Below are 12412 nucleotides of genomic sequence, written 5' to 3' on the forward strand. Positions count from 1 at the left end.
ATGAAATTAACTGTAAAGCTCGTCGTTTCTCTCTTTATTGGTATTTCTTTAGTTGTAGGAATCTTTTCTTATATTCAGATAAAGGATGAAAAAGACAGGCTTCAGGCAGATATTGAAAGAAGAAGTATAATACTTGCAGAAAGCCTTAAAGAATCCGTTATTCCACTTATTGAAAGAGCACAAACACAAAGATTAGATCGACTTGTAGAAAAATTTGGTAACCGTGAAAGATTAAAAGGTGTTGCTGTTTTTGATGCATCAGGAAATATTGTATCTTTAAACTCTTTTCTTAAATCCCATATATCAGAGGCACCTGTGGAGGTAATTAATGCTCTTGTTGAAAAAGCTCCCAAAACCAAGTTTATAGAGTTTGACAAAGAAAAAATTTATCTTTATGTTTTACCATTATTTTCAGAAAGCTATGAAGAGAAACCTCTAATTGGCGCTTTAGCTATCTTTCAGGATGCTTCATATATTGATATAAGGATTAAAGAGGTGTGTAAACGGAATATAATACGTTTGCTTGCACTAACTATTTCAATTGTTGCAATCTCTTTTCTTGTAATTAAGTGGAATATCACTGGTCCTGTAGATCGTATGGCTGAATGGCTCAAAGAATTAAGAAAAGGAAAGATAGGGAATCCTTCTACTGAAATGCCCATAAAGGGTGATGTGCTTGCTCCTTTAGTAAAGGAAGTTACAGCTCTTATTAAAACGCTCTCGATGGTAAAAGCAAAAGCTGAAGAAGAGGAAAGACTCAAAACAACTACAGACTCCATATGGACAGCTGAGAGGCTTAAAGAGTTTATAAAAGAAAAGTTGGGAGACAAAAAACTATTCCTTGTTTCAAACAGAGAACCATATATGCATATAAGAAAGGGTGAGAAAATAGAATGTGTTATTCCTGCAGGAGGACTTGTTACAGCACTTGACCCTGTGATGAAAACTTGTAATGGAGTTTGGATTGCGCACGGAGCAGGTGACGCAGATAGGGAAGTTGTTGACAAGGATGATAAAATCAAAGTTCCACCTGATAAACCATCTTATACTTTAAAAAGGGTATGGCTTACAAAAGAGGAAGAACAAAAATATTATTATGGATTTTCCAATGAGGGAATATGGCCTTTATGTCATATAACTTATGTAAGACCTATTTTCAGAAGGGATGACTGGATTGAATATCAACGGGTGAATGAAAAATTTGCAAATGCCTTACTTGATGAGATAAAAAATGAAGACTCTCCCCTTGTTCTTGTGCAGGATTATCATCTTGCTCTTGTTCCTTTTTTAATAAAACAAAAAAGACCTGATGCGAAAATAGCCTTATTCTGGCATATTCCATGGCCTGACCCTGAAGTAGTCGGTATTTGTCCATGGATAAGAGAGATTCTTATCGGTATGCTTGGTGCTGATTTAATAGGTTTTCATATTCAGTTTTACTGCAACAACTTCCTTGACACTGTTGATAGATTTCTTGAATCTAGGATAGATTGGGAGCATTTTTCAATAGAAAGAAGAGGACATGTTACAAATGTAAAACCATTCCCAATAAGTGTAAGTGTAGAAGATTTTGCTGGACACCACATTGAAAATAAAGAGGAAATGAGAAAAAAACTTCTTAAGGAACTTGGAGTAAAAGCAGAATATATTGGCGTAGGTGTTGACAGAATTGACTATACAAAAGGAATTCTTGAAAGATTCCTGGGAATTGAAAGATTTCTGGAAAAATACCCCCAGTTTATCGGTAAGTTCACTTTTGTGCAGTTTGGCTCTCCAAGCAGAATTCATATAAAAAAGTACAGAGAAATCATGGATGCAGTTGAAGAAGTTGCAGATAGAATTAACTGGAAATTTCAAAGCAATAATTATAAGCCTATAATTTTTTTAAATGGCCATCATCCACATTCAACAATTATACCTTTCTATAAAATAGCAGATTTGTGCATGGTAACCTCACTTCATGATGGAATGAACCTTGTTGCAAAAGAGTTTGTTGCTTCAAGAGACGATGAAAGTGGTGTTCTTATTTTGAGCCAGTTTGCAGGTGCTTCAAGAGAACTAAGGGATGCAATTCTTGTTAATCCCTACGATATAGAAAGTATCGCAGATTCAATATATGAAGCTTTAAATATAGATGAAGATGAAAAAAAGGAAAGAATGCGAAAGATGAGAAATCTTGTTAAGGAGAGAAATATCTATTTCTGGACAAAAGAACTTATTACATCTCTTTTAAGACTATAAGATGCCACAATATCTTTTTTATACAAACTGGCTTGAGTTTATAAAAAAAGAAAAAAAAGAAAATTTATTTCTTTTCTTTGATTTTGATGGAACCTTGGTACCTATATCGAAAAATCCTAAAGATTGTTACTTGTCAGGTGAATTAAAGGAAAGTCTTTATAAACTTAAAGACAAAATAAAAATAGGAATAATAAGTGGTAGAGATTTGAAAGACTTAAAAAGAAGAATTTCAGTTGAAAATATATACTATTGTGGAAGTCATGGATTACAGATAGATGGACCTGATATAAAATATACTAATCCTGACGTTTATAAGCTAAAGCCTTATATATATGAAATTTTCAGTAAGTTTAAAAATCTATCCAAAATGTATCCAGGAGTTTTTATTGAAAAAAAATCATTTTCCTTTACCATTCACTATCGTCAGGTAGACAGAAAACAAAGGAAAGATTTAAAAAGGCTTTTCTTACAAATTATCAGCAATTATGAGGAAAAAAACATAAAAGTTATAAATGGGAAAATGGTTTTTGAGGTATTTCCAGCAGTTGATTGGAATAAAGGTAAAGCAGTTAAATTTATTATAGAAAACTTTAACAGAAAAGTCTTATTAATTTTTATTGGCGATGATCTCACAGATGAAACAGTTTTTAGTGAAATAAAAGATAAAGGATTGACAGTTAAAATAGGATATTCAAAGAAAACAATGGCAAAATACTTTCTTAGAAATCAGAGGGAAGTTTATAGGTTCGTCAATGTTTTAAAAGAGGCATTTAATGTTTGAGTGGTTTGAAAAAAATTGGATTTCTATATTTGTTCCATCAATAGTACTTATAGGTTTTAGTATTTTAGCCTTCTGGATAAGATTCAAACTTTCTAAGTACGTATACTCTAAATTAATACAAATAAAATGGCCAGGGAAAGATATACTATTTTCTAATATTACAATTGCAATATTTTACTGCATTTTAATATTAGGTGCCTATACAGCATTAGAAATTTCAACAATTAAAAACTCTCTTTATATCTTTATGTCAAGATTACTTCTAACACTTTTTTTTATAATTTTAATTTATGTTCTTAATAGAGCTACTACAGAAACATTAAATCTTTATTCAGACAAAGTAAAAAAGCCTCTTTTTAATGCTTTTAAGAGATTTAAAACCGCTTTAAACATTATTTTTATCTTAATCTTTTTTTTAATTCTATTTGAAATTTGGAAGTTTCCTACCACTCCATTTATTCTTTTTATAATTCTTGGCTCTGCGATAGCTGTTTTTGCAATAAGAGAAGACATCTCAAACTTAATAGCAGGATTTGAGATACTCAATGGTGAGATAATCAGAAAAGGAGATTACATAAAAATTGAATCTGGAGAACAAGGAACTGTAAAAAATATAACATGGAGACATACTGAAATAAAAACATTTGATGAAAAATTATTAATTATACCTAACAGTAAACTTATTAAATCCAAACTTGAAATATTCAGAAAAACTCCTAAAAAAGCAAAACAACCTTTTCGTTTTTATACAAGGCTTAATGCTAAAGAACTTACTGGATTAAAAGCAAAAAACTTATCCGAATTATTGAAATATATAAAAGAAGTACCAGACTCTGTTATTTTCTATCATACCCATGACTTCATTGAAGAGTATCACTATCTTACACCTCAACCATCTAATGAGTTCGCCTTATGGATCGGAAATGCCTTAGGATATGAGGATCTATCTGAAAAACTCTCCACAATAGATATATTTGAGTTTTCAACAATAGGTGAAATAAGAAAAAGAATAGCTGATATAATAGAAGAATACATTAACAAAAATCCAAGTGAAAATATTTGTGATGAAGGCAAAGAGTTTCATTTTATTAAATCTGTAAGCATAGTAATGCCCACACCTTACATTGCTCATGATTTGAGAGAGTTTGTCCAAATTTTAAAGTTTATAAGCTCTAATTCTTTATTTTTTCATATATATGAAGCAAAATTAAGATTAGGAAAAGTCTCAAATGATTTTTCCCTCTGGATAGATGAAAATCTTGGGGAGAAAAAGCTTGCAGAAGCCATTATTAACATAGACCCTTATATGCATACAATTGAAGGTGTAAGGGAAAAAATAGTTTCTACAATTGAAAGCTATCTTGAATCAGAGGAAGACAATGAATAAAAAACTACATGAAACAAAGCCTAAACTCAAAGATTATGAACCTATAATTGGAAGATGTGCGATAGAGGAATTAAAAATTCTTGCAGAGAAACTCTCAAACAAAACCATTCAGAATATTAACTCAACATACATTGGTGGAGGAGTTGCAGAGATTCTTGCAAGAATGGTTCCATTTATGAATGAATTGGGAATTAATGCAAAATGGAGTGTAATTAAAGGAGATAATCAATTTTTTAACATAACAAAAAAATTTCATAATGCTCTTCATGGTAAAAAAGAAGAATTCAGAGACAATGAATTTGAATATTTTCTTGAAGTAAATAAAAAAAACACAGAGGCATTTGATTTCTCAGGAGATATACTCTTTATTCATGACCCTCAACCTGTTGCACTTGTTCAAAAAAGAAAAGAAGTAGGAGAAAAATGGATATGGCGTTGTCATATTGATATATCAAATCCTGATGAAAAAATTTGGAATTTTATCCAAAACTATGTTGAACAGTATGATGCCGCGGTATTTTCTGCTCCAAATTTTGCAAAGATGCTCAAAATTAGGATGTTCTTAATATATCCCTCAATAGATCCTCTAAGCAACAAAAACAAGGAACTTTCGGAGCAACAGATTAATTCTGTCTTAGACAGATATGGAATTGACAAAAAAAAGCCAATAATCCTTCAAGTTTCCAGATTTGATTACCTTAAAGACCCTATTGGAGTGATAAAAGCCTTTGAGATGGTAAGAAAAACCATACCAAGTCAGTTAATCCTTGCAGGAGGAACAGCAACTGATGATCCTGAATCAGATAAAGTTTTACAAGAAGTTAAAGAAGTAGCGGATAAAAATCCCGATATCCATGTACTTCTTTTATCACCTGACAGTGATATAGAAATAAATGCTTTACAGAGAGCAGCATCAGTTGTTGTTCAGAAATCAATAAAAGAAGGCTTTGGATTAACAGTAACAGAAGCATTATGGAAAGGTAAGCCAGTTGTTGCATCAGCTGTTGGCGGCATTCTTCTTCAGGTAAAGGACAAGATTACAGGCATGTTCTGTCACTCGATAGAAGGTGCTGCTTATGCAATAAAAACTCTTTTAACTAACAAAGAGTTTGCCCAATGGCTTGGTAAAAATGGACATGCTCATGTAAAGCAAAACTTTCTGATAACAAGACATCTTAAAGACTATCTGCTTTTGTTTCTCTCTCAGTATCACAGAGAAGAACTTATATATCTTTAATCTTCTGAATACCTGCCCAGATAAAATAAAAAGAAAAAATGATAAGAATTGAAGCACATAAAAAGACTATTCTTTTATAAAGAATGTCATCCAAAAATTTTTTACCCTTGTAAACTCCTACAGAAACTGCAAAATACCATGCTAAGTCTCCTAAGATATGACCTAAAAAGAATGCAACAACCCCAAAAGTGCCTATTTCCATTGCTCTAACAAGATAGCTCATTCCTATTGTTGCCCACCAGAAAGACCAGTAAGGATTGGCAAGGCTTAATAAAATCCCTGATAAAAAAGTGAGTGTTTCACTTTTCTGTTAATCTCATTATTTAAACTTAAGTTTGGTAAAGAACGAAACATTGAAAAAGCCATAAAAAACAAAAAAAATCCACCTAAAAATGAAATAACTATAAAAGTCTCCTTCATCTGCAAAAAACTTCCTAAACCAGACACAATCAAAAACACCAAGCAAAGCTCAAGCAATCCGTGTCCTGCTACCAACTGTGGCCCTGCTATCCAACCTTTACGAGGAGTTTCAGATACAGTCACAGCAAAAAGAGGTCCTGGCATCATTGCACCTGAAAGCGCTATTACAAAGGATGAGATCATGATAAAAAGTAGATTAAACATTTAAAAAATTACTCTTTCAAGGCTTCTGTACTGGATTGCCTCTGCTATATGGTGTTTTTTTATGTCCTCCACTCCCTCAAGGTCAGCTATTGTTCTTGCTACTTTAATTATCTTTGAATATGCTCTTGCACTTAAACCAAGCTTTTCCATAGCAGACTGCAATAGTTTGTGACAGTCTTCGCTGAGTTTACAAAATTTTTTTAGATGTTTTGTTTTCATATGTGCATTAAAGTATATTCCTTCTTTTTCAAATCTTTTAAGTTGAATTTTTCTTGCATTTATTACTCTTTCACAAACAATGCTTGAACTCTCACTGTAATTTTCATCTTTTAACTCTTCGTATCTTACCCTTGGAACTTCAATATGAATATCTATTCTGTCAAGAAGCGGACCTGAAATCCTTGAGCGATAGCGAATTATAATTTGAGGAGTGCAACTACAAGGTTTTAGACTGTCACCATAGTTACCACATGGACATGGATTCATTGCACCGACCAAAATAAATCTTGCAGGAAACTGAACAGTAGCATAGCTTCTGGCAATTGTAACAAAGCCATCTTCAAGAGGTTGTCTTAAAACCTCTAAAACATTTCTTTTAAACTCAGGAAGTTCATCAAGAAAAAGAACTCCATTATGGGCAAGTGAAACTTCTCCTGGTTTTGGAATCTGTCCACCTCCGATCAAACTCACATCACTTGATGAATGATGCGGACTTCGAAAAGGTCTTTGTGTTACAAGCCCTTTTCCATCTGAAAGCAAACCTGCCACACTGTGTATTTTTGTTATCTCAATTGCTTCACTAACTGTCAGTGGAGAAAGTATGCCAGCAAGCCTTTTTGCAAGCATGCTTTTACCACTTCCTGGAGACCCGATCATTAAAATATTATGCGCACCGGCTGCTGATATCTCAAGAGCTCTTTTTGCCTGAAACTGTCCTTTTACATCTGAAAGATCTTCATAAAATTGTTTTTCATCAGAAAAAGAAACCACTGTTTTAAAAGGTTTAATGGATTTTTCACCTCTTAAAAACTCTACTGCATCTGAAAGAGACTCTACAGGATAGACTTCCACTGTATCAACCACTCCTGCTTCATAGGCATTGTTTTTAGGAATTATGATTTTTTTGATCTCGCTGTCTTTCATCTTTGACACTATGCAAAGCGTTCCTTTAATCTCTCTTACTTTTCCTTCTAATGAAAGCTCCCCAACAACTAAAAAATCTTTCAAGACTTCTTTTGGAATATGACCTTCTGCAGAAAGAATCCCTATGGCAATTGGAAGATCAAAAGAAGAGCCTTCTTTTTTCAAATCTGCAGGTGCAAGATTAACAGTAATTTGCTTTATTGGAAAGGGAAAACCTGTATTTTTAAAAGCAGCTTTAATTCTATCTCTGGATTCTTTAACTGCTGTATCTGGAAGTCCAACAATATTAAAATGAGGAAGTCCTCTTTGTGATATATCAACTTCTACATCAACAGCATAAGGCTCTATTCCTATCAAATGAGCACTTTGAACCCTGGCGAGCATCTCTTTCCTCAAACCTTCTGTTTATATCATTTAAAATTTCCTGCTTAGAGCAATTCCACTTAGGAGCAATCAATATTTCCTCTGGAGACATAGCAAAGAGTCTTTGAATAACTATATCAGTCCTAAGTCTTTCAACAAAATCAACTACAAAATCAAGATACTCCTCATGCTCAAAAACATAAAAAGGTTTTTTTCATAAATCCTTGCAAGAACTGTATCTTTTATAATCTGAAGTTGATGAATCTTAAGAAATTTTATAGGATGACAGCTTATCTCATCTGCCATCTTAAGAGACTCCTGTCTTGTCTCAGTTGGAAGACCAACAATTATATGGGCTCCTACAAGTATTCCTCCTACAAATACACCGTAGGACAAAAAAGATTGATACAGATAACTGTAGGACATTTTGGAGTGCTTGTACCGCACACAACAGCGTCCACGTCCACTTGGATCACTATTGTAAAAACCTCCTTACTCTTGCGCTATTATAGATGTATGAATGTTACTAAACATATTTGAGAAGGAGGCAAAGTTATGAAAATTTTTCCAGAAACACCATGGAAAGCATATGATCATGCTCTTAAAGTTGGGGACAGAGTCCCAGAACTTGAACCAATTATTTTAGAAGATCCAGAGGTTGCTTTTAAATACGCTCTGGATGTAATCAAAGGCAGGTGGCCTGAAGGAGAACCGGTAATTATGAAAGATCCATGGTGGGCATACTGGTATGCAAGAGATGTAATTAAAGGCAGATGGGAAGAGGCAGAAAAAACAATAATGCAGAAACCAGAACCGGCATATTATTATGCCAGGGATATAATCAAAGGAAGGTGGCCTGAAGCGGAACCTGTAATTATGCAGGTTCCAAAGTGGGCATGCTGGTATGCAAGAGATGTAATTAAGGACCGTTGGAGGGCACTTATCAAGAATGTTGTGTCTCATTGTAAAACCTCATATTAAAGAGCTGTAAAAGTTCATATGCTTTCGATTTAATCACAGACAAAGGATTCTTCCATTTTCCCTGCTTAAGTCTATCAATCTGTAGCATTATGTTAATCTCAAGGATAAAAGGCTCTGGCAAAACATGAGGACGGAACTCACTGTTTCTCTCCCTTGGCACATTGATGTTAAGTCTCCATGAGCCAGATGTAGATTCAATTGCTTTGTTTTCGAACTTTTCAAATGTCTGTTGATCCATTTTAAATCCTCCTCCTTCCTTTATACCTTAGACACAATATTATTCTAACTCCCGCCGAAAGCAGTCTCTTCTACCGTGGGGGGGGTAAGAGATTGCTTCCTTCTCGCTTTCGCTCGAAGTCGCAATGACAAAAGGGGGCGCAATGACGCCCCTCTGTCACCCCGAGACCCTCAGTGGGTCGAGGGGTCTCTAAGGAGATTGCTTCGCTATCGCTCGCAATGACAAAAGAGATTGCTTCGTCGCTTACGCTCCTCGCAATGACAGAAAGAGGAGACAATGATGAAAGAGGAGGCTTGTAATAACAGATGGAAGTTTGTGAATGAATTGAAAAAGCCAATAGAACTAAGTAGCTAAGGAGAGGATTTAAGAAATATTAGAAAGAGAAAGGTCAATAATGAAACACCACTTATCTCAGGTAGATTTATTTTTGAGGAAAGACGGGTTGTGGATCATCTTCTGCATCTTCAAAAAAAGACTCTTAAGAACATGATAAAAATTGATTCCTGATGAGGCAAATCTTTTCTTAAAAATCACGCATGCTTCTTTGATTGACAATTTAAGTTTTAAAACTGCGTAAAGATCGTAAAAATCCTTTTTTGTGCCACGCTGAGAGATAGCTTTTATTTTTTCAGCAGTAATATCTTTAAAATCTGCAACTCGAACTTTTTGCCATGATATTGTTGGATAGATGAGAGGATGGTTGTAATAAAGGAAAGACAATTTAACCCTATTCAATTCACAGTACACTGGCCTTTCTGTGCCAAAAAGGTTTTATCAGATTTAATTTTCTCAAGGATGACATCTGCATTGAATATTCTTTGAGAATAAAAATCTAAATCAAGCGATTTTCTGTGCCCGAGTTGTAACGCCAGAGCAGTTCCACCAGCTAAATAGAAATCATTAAGTTTATCTGATAGTTGATCGATTACTTCGATCGCATTTTCTGGTCATTTTTTCTGGTCATTAACCGAAAAATTTGCTCAAACCCTGAATGCTGAAGTTATTCTCTTTCAATGCCCTCAAAGTTTCACTCCAACAGAAAGAAACATAAAAAATATGGTGCAGTTTTTTAAAAGCATTAAAAGGGGAAACTTCATATTTGCATGGGAACCAAGAGGTAAGTGGAATGATAACTTAATAAAATCACTGTGCGAAGAACTTGAACTGATCCACACAGTTGATCCAAGCGCTACATCAAGCATCATCAAAATAAAAATCGTTGCACATGCTACAAAACCCTTCAAACACACCAAAATAGGCATTGCTATAATTGCAAGGAATGCTTCTAAAAAGACTGCCACTAATTAAACGATACCAGAGAGCTAACCGTAAAAGAAACTCCTTTCTATTGAAAATCCTTCCTTTCATATCTTTCTTTTTTAATTCTCTCAACATACTCAATAGCAAACGCTGTCATTATTCCCAGAAATATGGCTGATACCGCTGAAATCACGATAATCAGCTTTATTTTTGGCTTAACAGGATTTTTTAAGATATGTGTCTCTACAATCTCAACGCCTTTAAGATTTTTAATAGCTTGATCAACACCTAACTTTTCAAGTCTTAACTCCATCAGTTTTTTATCCAATTCAATAGGATTAAAGCCTACAATTGTTAGTTTCCCTGTCATAAGCATTTTTTTAAGACTATCTATTGACCCTTCAGCCTCCTTTATTATTTTTGATAACTGCGCAGACTGAAGAAGAAGCCTCTCTTTACTTTCTTCAAAGTATCTTTTTATCAATGGGTTATTGTTTATATATTCAACAAACTCTTCTATTATCTCTGAAATTTTGTCAGGATACTTTGATTCAACAGCTATTTGTATTTTGTCTGCTGACTCTTTAATCTCTTTAATGGTTAGGTTAGATACAAAGGGATGAGTCCTTGGAAGAATACCTCTTATTCTTTCAGCATCCAGCTTACCTATAATAGAAATTAGCTCTTTTGTAGTTCGCTCTTTTGTAGTTCGCTCTTTTGATATCACTTCTTTATTCGAAATTTTTAACACTACTTCTCCTCTGTAGATCTTTGGAAGTAGAAAAATCAATATTGCTGATGCAACAATAGAAAAAATAAATAAACCTATGATAATGTATTTTCTTTTTACAATCAACTTAAAAAGCTCATAAAGATCAATCTCTTCCTCATGAACTACTGATTTCTCTTTTTCACTCATTTTCTTCCCCCTGCATTATTTGAAAATTATAGCACAAATCGTTCTTCTTTCTTACGCTAAAAAATTTTAAACAACATTCTTTTTAATTTTTGGAAGTTTTGATTTAATCAATCTAAAATAAATGATATTGTAAATAACTATAAACAAAATCACAAAAACTATAAGAACAAATGTATTTCTCCAAAATAGCACTGCTGGAATGATAACAAAAAGATTCAGAAACCATATCACAAGCGAAGTTAAAGGATTTCTATGGGTCTTGTCTTTTACTTTAAATATTTTTTTCACGGCTATTTTATATACAAGCATATGAAAGTGAGCTCCATCAGGGACTAAGGGGGACATTCCTCTTAAAATTTTCTTTCTATAAAAAGAAAAAAGTGTTTCATAAATAGGATATATGCCTAACAAAAGAGGAAACCAGGCTGAGACCTCAGGATGATTTTTTACAAGAATAATGGAAATTGCAGCTACTATAAAACCTATCAAGTATGCCCCGCTGTCTCCCAAGAATATAAGTCCATACGGATAGTTAAGAATAAAAAATCCCATCAATGCTCCTATTAAAATTAGGCTTATTCCAAAAATGGTGTAATCTCCTAATTTGAAGGCAACATAACCGATTGCAAGCAGAATAAGCAGGCTAACTCCAGAGGCAAGGCCATTGAACCCATCGATGATATTTATTGCATTGGTAAAACCAACAATTGCAAAAACTGTGAAGATAAAAGAAACCAAACCAAAAGAGAGTAAAGTATCAAAAAGTGGTATGTCAACTCTTACAATCTGGGCTCCAAGCAAAAAGAATGCTAAAATTCCACTTAAACTTAAAAAAACAAGTCTTAACTTTGGCGAGAGTCCTCCTTTTAAGTCCTCAATTAGTCCGATGAAAAAAATAGGAAATGAGCAGGTTAAGAATAAGCCCAAAAATTTCGCAAATTGTAGTTTTTCTGATAGGAATAAAATATATGAACCCAGCAATCCCGCAAAAATTCCAATTCCTCCTAATCTTATAGCAGATCTTGTGTGAAAGTGCTGTGGTCCAATGTGAAAACGATCGGTTATAAGAGCTTTTATTTTCGAGGAGAGTTTAATGAGAGTAAGAGATGTGAAAAAGCTAATGAGAAAGGAAATAATTAGAAGCTTTATCATATACAGATTCCTCCTCTGTAATCTTATTTTATTATTAATTATATTATTTTGAACAAAAAGGTGGTTTCATTTTAAAAGAGGTTTTC

Annotated in this window: 15 protein-coding genes and 1 pseudogene; 6 read left to right on the forward strand and 10 right to left on the reverse strand. The window is 33.6% G+C overall.

Going from position 1 to position 12412, the window contains the following annotated elements; translation table 11 throughout:
* From ACYQ3P_RS03010 to ACYQ3P_RS03025, 4 genes are read left to right on the forward strand one after another with little or no spacing between them, the layout of a single operon-like run.
* Positions 1-2241 carry an alpha,alpha-trehalose-phosphate synthase (UDP-forming) gene (locus ACYQ3P_RS03010; protein WP_460176474.1) on the forward strand — a complete coding sequence of 747 codons (2241 nt, stop codon included), beginning with the start codon at positions 1-3 and terminating at the stop codon, positions 2239-2241.
* Position 2242: 1 nt separating this feature from the next.
* The gene (gene otsB / locus ACYQ3P_RS03015) at positions 2243-3022 is read left to right on the forward strand and encodes a trehalose-phosphatase (RefSeq protein ID WP_460176475.1); all 780 of its coding nucleotides are present in this window, start codon (positions 2243-2245) and stop codon (positions 3020-3022) included.
* Positions 3015-4409, forward strand: a complete 1395-nt coding sequence (locus tag ACYQ3P_RS03020) for a DUF5752 family protein (protein WP_460176476.1) — start codon at positions 3015-3017, stop codon at positions 4407-4409. The genes otsB and ACYQ3P_RS03020 overlap by 8 nt, the downstream gene beginning before the upstream one ends.
* Positions 4402-5646, forward strand: a complete 1245-nt coding sequence (locus tag ACYQ3P_RS03025) for a glycosyltransferase (protein ID WP_460176477.1) — start codon at positions 4402-4404, stop codon at positions 5644-5646. The genes ACYQ3P_RS03020 and ACYQ3P_RS03025 overlap by 8 nt, the downstream gene beginning before the upstream one ends.
* On the opposite strand, the gene ACYQ3P_RS03030 is transcribed toward ACYQ3P_RS03025, so the two are convergent.
* From ACYQ3P_RS03030 to ACYQ3P_RS03050, 5 genes and pseudogenes are all read right to left on the reverse strand, one after another.
* Positions 5633-5923 carry a LysE family transporter gene (locus ACYQ3P_RS03030; protein ID WP_460178038.1) on the reverse strand — a complete coding sequence of 97 codons (291 nt, stop codon included), beginning with the start codon at positions 5921-5923 and terminating at the stop codon, positions 5633-5635. The two genes, ACYQ3P_RS03025 and ACYQ3P_RS03030, sit on opposite strands and share 14 nt — an antisense overlap.
* The gene (locus ACYQ3P_RS03035; protein WP_460176478.1) at positions 5914-6270 is read right to left on the reverse strand and encodes a LysE family transporter; all 357 of its coding nucleotides are present in this window, start codon (positions 6268-6270) and stop codon (positions 5914-5916) included. The genes ACYQ3P_RS03030 and ACYQ3P_RS03035 overlap by 10 nt, the downstream gene beginning before the upstream one ends.
* Positions 6271-7797 carry a YifB family Mg chelatase-like AAA ATPase gene (locus ACYQ3P_RS03040; protein WP_460176479.1) on the reverse strand — a complete coding sequence of 509 codons (1527 nt, stop codon included), beginning with the start codon at positions 7795-7797 and terminating at the stop codon, positions 6271-6273. It abuts the gene before it with no gap.
* Positions 7742-7927, reverse strand: a pseudogene (locus ACYQ3P_RS03045) (hypothetical protein); the annotation flags it as partial. The gene ACYQ3P_RS03040 and the pseudogene ACYQ3P_RS03045, both read right to left, overlap by 56 nt.
* Before the next feature lie 14 nt (positions 7928-7941).
* Positions 7942-8172 carry a TIGR01212 family radical SAM protein gene (locus ACYQ3P_RS03050; RefSeq protein ID WP_460176480.1) on the reverse strand — a complete coding sequence of 77 codons (231 nt, stop codon included), beginning with the start codon at positions 8170-8172 and terminating at the stop codon, positions 7942-7944.
* 159 nt (positions 8173-8331) lie between these two features.
* On the opposite strand from ACYQ3P_RS03050, the gene ACYQ3P_RS03055 reads away from it, so the two are divergent.
* The gene (locus ACYQ3P_RS03055) at positions 8332-8757 is read left to right on the forward strand and encodes a hypothetical protein (protein WP_460176481.1); all 426 of its coding nucleotides are present in this window, start codon (positions 8332-8334) and stop codon (positions 8755-8757) included.
* Here ACYQ3P_RS03055 and ACYQ3P_RS03060 read toward each other — a convergent pair.
* From ACYQ3P_RS03060 to ACYQ3P_RS03070, 3 genes are all read right to left on the reverse strand, one after another.
* Positions 8720-8995 (reverse strand): hypothetical protein, encoded by a 276-nt coding sequence (locus tag ACYQ3P_RS03060; RefSeq protein WP_460176482.1) that lies wholly within the window; start codon positions 8993-8995, stop codon positions 8720-8722. The two genes, ACYQ3P_RS03055 and ACYQ3P_RS03060, sit on opposite strands and share 38 nt — an antisense overlap.
* A 411-nt stretch (positions 8996-9406) precedes the next feature.
* On the reverse strand, positions 9407-9715 hold the full coding sequence (locus ACYQ3P_RS03065; protein WP_460176483.1) for a nucleotidyl transferase AbiEii/AbiGii toxin family protein: 309 nt from the start codon (positions 9713-9715) through the stop codon (positions 9407-9409).
* Positions 9716-9726: 11 nt separating this feature from the next.
* Positions 9727-9930 (reverse strand): nucleotidyl transferase AbiEii/AbiGii toxin family protein, encoded by a 204-nt coding sequence (locus ACYQ3P_RS03070; RefSeq protein WP_460178039.1) that lies wholly within the window; start codon positions 9928-9930, stop codon positions 9727-9729.
* A 121-nt stretch (positions 9931-10051) separates the two neighbouring features.
* Between ACYQ3P_RS03070 and ACYQ3P_RS03075 the strand changes: the two genes are divergently transcribed.
* A complete protein-coding gene (locus ACYQ3P_RS03075; RefSeq protein WP_460176484.1) occupies positions 10052-10303 on the forward strand; it encodes a hypothetical protein in 252 nt (83 codons plus the stop codon).
* Between the two features lie 37 nt (positions 10304-10340).
* Here ACYQ3P_RS03075 and ACYQ3P_RS03080 read toward each other — a convergent pair whose 3' ends face one another.
* Positions 10341-11174: a Wzz/FepE/Etk N-terminal domain-containing protein gene (locus ACYQ3P_RS03080; protein WP_460176485.1), complete on the reverse strand. Its 834-nt coding sequence runs from the start codon at positions 11172-11174 to the stop codon at positions 10341-10343.
* Positions 11175-11240: 66 nt separating this feature from the next.
* Complete coding sequence (locus ACYQ3P_RS03085) at positions 11241-12326, reverse strand: glycosyltransferase family 4 protein (protein WP_460176486.1); 1086 nt, start codon at positions 12324-12326, stop codon at positions 11241-11243.
* Positions 12327-12412: the final 86 nt, after the last annotated feature.

This window comes from Thermodesulfovibrio hydrogeniphilus, assembly GCF_054657355.1.

Bases quoted from the DNA above. Each gene is read 5' to 3' on its own strand.
- ACYQ3P_RS03075 (WP_460176484.1), top strand. From the start codon at position 10,052: ATGGTGCAGTTTTTTAAAAGCATTAAAAGGGGAAACTTCATATTTGCA.
- ACYQ3P_RS03080 (WP_460176485.1), bottom strand. From the start codon at position 11,174: ATGAGTGAAAAAGAGAAATCAGTAGTTCATGAGGAAGAGATTGATCTT.
- ACYQ3P_RS03040 (WP_460176479.1), bottom strand. From the start codon at position 7,797: ATGCTCGCCAGGGTTCAAAGTGCTCATTTGATAGGAATAGAGCCTTAT.
- ACYQ3P_RS03085 (WP_460176486.1), bottom strand. From the start codon at position 12,326: ATGATAAAGCTTCTAATTATTTCCTTTCTCATTAGCTTTTTCACATCT.
- ACYQ3P_RS03060 (WP_460176482.1), bottom strand. From the start codon at position 8,995: ATGGATCAACAGACATTTGAAAAGTTCGAAAACAAAGCAATTGAATCT.
- ACYQ3P_RS03025 (WP_460176477.1), top strand. From the start codon at position 4,402: ATGAATAAAAAACTACATGAAACAAAGCCTAAACTCAAAGATTATGAA.
- ACYQ3P_RS03020 (WP_460176476.1), top strand. From the start codon at position 3,015: ATGTTTGAGTGGTTTGAAAAAAATTGGATTTCTATATTTGTTCCATCA.
- ACYQ3P_RS03035 (WP_460176478.1), bottom strand. From the start codon at position 6,270: ATGTTTAATCTACTTTTTATCATGATCTCATCCTTTGTAATAGCGCTT.
- otsB (WP_460176475.1), top strand. From the start codon at position 2,243: ATGCCACAATATCTTTTTTATACAAACTGGCTTGAGTTTATAAAAAAA.
- ACYQ3P_RS03055 (WP_460176481.1), top strand. From the start codon at position 8,332: ATGAAAATTTTTCCAGAAACACCATGGAAAGCATATGATCATGCTCTT.
- ACYQ3P_RS03010 (WP_460176474.1), top strand. From the start codon at position 1: ATGAAATTAACTGTAAAGCTCGTCGTTTCTCTCTTTATTGGTATTTCT.